At 46.8% G+C, this 3,610-nt stretch carries 4 protein-coding genes; 1 reads left to right on the forward strand and 3 read right to left on the reverse strand.

What is annotated here, in order from left to right; all coding sequences use genetic code 11:
* Both RT018_RS05425 and RT018_RS05430 read right to left on the reverse strand, forming a co-directional pair.
* Nucleotides 1-845 (reverse strand): DegV family protein (locus RT018_RS05425; RefSeq protein WP_312939987.1); only part of this gene is annotated, 845 nt, incomplete at its 3' end.
* 91 nt (nt 846-936) lie between these two features.
* Entirely contained in the window at nt 937-1,107 is a 171-nt protein-coding gene (locus RT018_RS05430) for a hypothetical protein (RefSeq protein WP_312939988.1), read from the reverse strand.
* A 165-nt stretch (nt 1,108-1,272) separates the two neighbouring features.
* Here RT018_RS05430 and RT018_RS05435 point away from each other — a divergent pair, with 165 nt between their 5' ends.
* Entirely contained in the window at nt 1,273-1,776 is a 504-nt protein-coding gene (locus RT018_RS05435) for a pyridoxamine 5'-phosphate oxidase family protein (RefSeq protein WP_312939990.1), read from the forward strand.
* A gap of 287 nt (nt 1,777-2,063) precedes the next feature.
* Here the strand turns inward: RT018_RS05435 and RT018_RS05440 are convergent, their stop codons facing one another.
* Nucleotides 2,064-2,909, reverse strand: coding sequence for an AraC family transcriptional regulator (locus RT018_RS05440; protein WP_312939991.1), 846 nt, complete (start codon nt 2,907-2,909; stop codon nt 2,064-2,066).
* Nucleotides 2,910-3,610: the final 701 nt, after the last annotated feature.

Genomic DNA, 3,610 nt, shown 5'->3' on the forward strand with positions numbered 1-3,610 from the left:
GTGTTCTTCTTGTGGAAAAAAGCAATTCCAAGCGTGTTGGGCCCGCAGTGGGAGAAAATGGTGCAGCCTGCTTTCCCCTCCAAAATCGTGCCAAAGCGTCCGTCCGCGCGTAGAACCTCTTTTGCCGTGTCCGCCAGAGCAGGGGAGAAGGCGGTGTCCACCAGCCAGACGCGCTCCGTGTCGATGTCGGTTCGCCCGTCCAGCCGGTCATGGAGGTATTCCGTTACCACCCGCTCCATGGATCCGCGGTATTTCTTCGTCACGGACATTTTTCCGTCAATTACCTCCACGCAGGGGTGCAGCTTCAAAAGATTTGCCCCGATGGCGGTGACGGAATTGCAGCGTCCGCCTTTTTTCATATAATCCAGCCGGTCCAGCACAAAGCTGACCTCCAGCCGGTCGCGCAGGCTTTCCAGCTCCGCAACAATCTCTTCCGGGGCGCGGCCTTCCCGTGCCATCCGCGCCGCACGCAGGGCAAGCTCACCGATGCCCACTGTCAGATTGGCGGAATCCACCACATAAACGCCCGGCAGTTCTTCCGCCGCAATTCTGGCGTTTTGATGGCAGCAGGAAAAACCGGCGCCCAGATTGATGTGGATGACCGCGTCGTATTCCTTCAGCAGTTTGCTGAACAGTTCGTGGTAATCCACCGTATTTACGGCGCTGGTGGTAGTGATGTCTCCGCCAGCGTCCACATGGGCGGCAATGTCCGCTGGATGGATGTCCACGCCGTCCTGATAGACACGCTCGCCTTTTACAATGCCCAGCGGCACCACCGTGATATTATTTTCCCCCAGCAGGGGGATCGGCAGGTCGCAGGTGCTGTCCGTGGTAATTTTAATCATGGGCGGGCTTGCTCCTTTTCGTGATGTCCGATTTCCTAAAAACGGTCAAGTTATTAGCGGCTTGTCTGCCGTAAATGATTTATCAATAGTATCACAGCCGCCCCGAAATTTCAAGAGCGCGGCACCGCCGCAGAATATCCCCTGCGGCGGTGTGCAGGTCCCGGCGGCTTCTAGGCCGCGCCTGTTCATAGGGAACCGCCAACCGGTTGATGGAAAAAACCGCCGTAACGAAAATTAGTGCTGCATTTGCGAGCTTCTGCAATAAGAAACGACCTTGTTCTGAAAAACTTGGAATGTTGACTTTGCCCGTTGGGTAACGTATACTTTGAAAAAAATTGTCTGCCGAACAAACGTGTCGGACCCGATCACAAAATTTTGTGGGCGTGGGCACGGGTCCTTTTCGGCAACATGCAAGAGGAGTAAGGGTATGTTTCGTGAAATGCGCAGAAAAAGGCAGCTTTTGTCTGAGGAGGATGCGGTTGCGGTGCTGAACCGTGGAACGGCGGGCGTCCTTGCCTTGTCCGGAGATGACGATTATCCCTATGCCGTTCCTCTCAGTTACGTGTATGATGGTTCCAAGATTTATTTTCACGGCGCAAAAGAGGGCCATAAACTTGACGCGATGCGGCGCTGCGAAAAGGCATCCTTTTGTGTGGTGGACCGGGATCAGGTGGTGCCGGAGGAGTACACCTCTTATTTCAGAAGTGTGATTGTCTTTGGCGCGGTCCGGATTGTGGAGGATGACACCGAAAAGTTGGAAGCCATAAAGAAACTGGCCATCAAATACGCTCCGGAAAACACGGACCAGAGACTCAAGTCCGCCATTGACCGGGAGTGGAACCCCCTTTGTGTGATGGAGATGATCATTCATCATATGACAGGGAAGGAAGCCGTGGAGCTGATGAAAAAGCGCCCGAAACAGGGTACGTGATTGCGATAAGGCTGTATCAATTTCGCAAATTAAAAGAGGCATGAAAAAGGGGCAGGGGTTGCAGTCTCGGTAAGAATGAAGTCACGAAACATCATTCTGAAAGGAGACAGCAAGCCCTGTCCAAAAAAATTGTACGGTTCAATGGGGAAGAAATCAAAGGGACACATCAAGGAATTCGCCCCAAGCCGTGCAGAGAAACTGTAAACAGCTTGCTGGAAGCCTTGGAAGAAGAGTCATAGAGGCGAAGCACCGGCGTTGCGTGGCGTCGCCAGCAAGTTCGCATACTCTCACTCTGCAATAGTATCGATATTATGTAGTTTCATTTTATATTGCTTAGGAGTTAACCCATACATTTTTTTAAAAATGGCAATAAAGTAAGAAATATTCAGATAACCCAAATTGAACGCTGTATCCGTAACACTGATGTCCTTGAGCATTTCTTTTGCCTTTTCCAATTTTATTTTTGTAAAATATTTGTTCGGGCTTATTCCGGTTATTTTTTTGAAATATTGGCATAAGCCTGATTCTGACATACCTAAATTATACGCAATTTCCTTGATACACACCGGCTTCGTATAGTTGCTGTTCATATATCTGATCGCTTTATTGACGGCATTCTCGTTATCTAACAACAATTGCCGGATTGCTTCATTTTGAATTAAGTGATAGACAAGTTCCTGCGTATATAGATTAATGATAAAATCCGATTTGTTTTCTTTACACAGTTCCTCTCTGATTTTAATTAACAGTTCATTATACTTATTGTTTCCTAAATAAAATTTTTGATTAATGAAGAATGAAAGATTTAATGAGTAGTCATTGCAAATTTCTTCACTCACGCGGTCAATTACAATGTTATTAAGCTCATAAACAATTGCTTTTGTCGGTTTGTATATTTTCATTCCTATTTTTGCCTGAGATGGTAAAATAAGAACCTTGCTGGAATCATATTTTAAGGTCTTATTGTCGACGGAAATGCATTTTTCCCCTTGCGTGATTGTGCATAATCTAGTATATTCGTATGTTCTATAGCAATCTTGATAACCGGAAGGAAGTTCATAGCACAGTGTCCTGATACTATCCGACTCCAAACCATTTAATGACTCCAGATCACTTCTGAAATTCGACAACATAATTATCACCTATCCTAACAGGTAATTACCAGCAAGGAGCAACCCTCCAAAAGCATGCAATTACCGATTTTTACAGAATAGCAAGCCCGAAAACTACTTATTCTTCAGGAAGGAGAGTCCCAATTCGGTTGAAACAAAAACGAGCCGAAAGGGGGGGTGGCTGCTATGTACCGACAGGAATGCATTTACAGAAAGCTTGGGAGCAATGAAACTTATTCATCTAAAACTGGTGGCATTTCTTTTTCAGCTTCTGGGTTTTTTTCCGTGACTCCGGGGGTCAGCAACCCTCCTTTTTATGACATGTATCTTACAATAAGACGTTGACTCTTTGAAATCTCAGACGGAAGGACCGCTGCTGAAAAAAGGCGCGATCATAGAGTCCGCCATGGTCGCCGCACCGTCCCCTTCAAAGAGCCACGTAAGTATACGAAAAATTAAGCGTTTTGCCTACAACGGCAACCTTGATCCCGGCCGACAGGCTCTGCCTGTCGGCCGGGTTTGGCATATTGCTGCAAGCAGATCTTGTCTACCTGCTTTTTGGACTGGCGTAAGGCGTTTTATTCTTTTATGTGGTCTTACCACAATTATTTCAATGATTTTAAAGATTCATGGGTATATTTACCATTCTACTTCACTTCTTTAAATAAATCAAATTTTTTTTGCGGTGGTCTGGGAAAAAAGTATTCCCCCGACTACGGGTG

Origin of the sequence: Oscillibacter sp. (genome assembly GCF_032060045.1) — a bacterium.
GTDB lineage: Bacteria > Bacillota > Clostridia > Oscillospirales > Oscillospiraceae > Oscillibacter.

Coding starts and splice junctions, on each gene's coding strand:
- RT018_RS05435 (WP_312939990.1), top strand. CDS start 1,273: ATGTTTCGTGAAATGCGCAGAAAAAGGCAGCTTTTGTCTGAGGAGGAT.
- RT018_RS05440 (WP_312939991.1), bottom strand. CDS start 2,909: ATGTTGTCGAATTTCAGAAGTGATCTGGAGTCATTAAATGGTTTGGAG.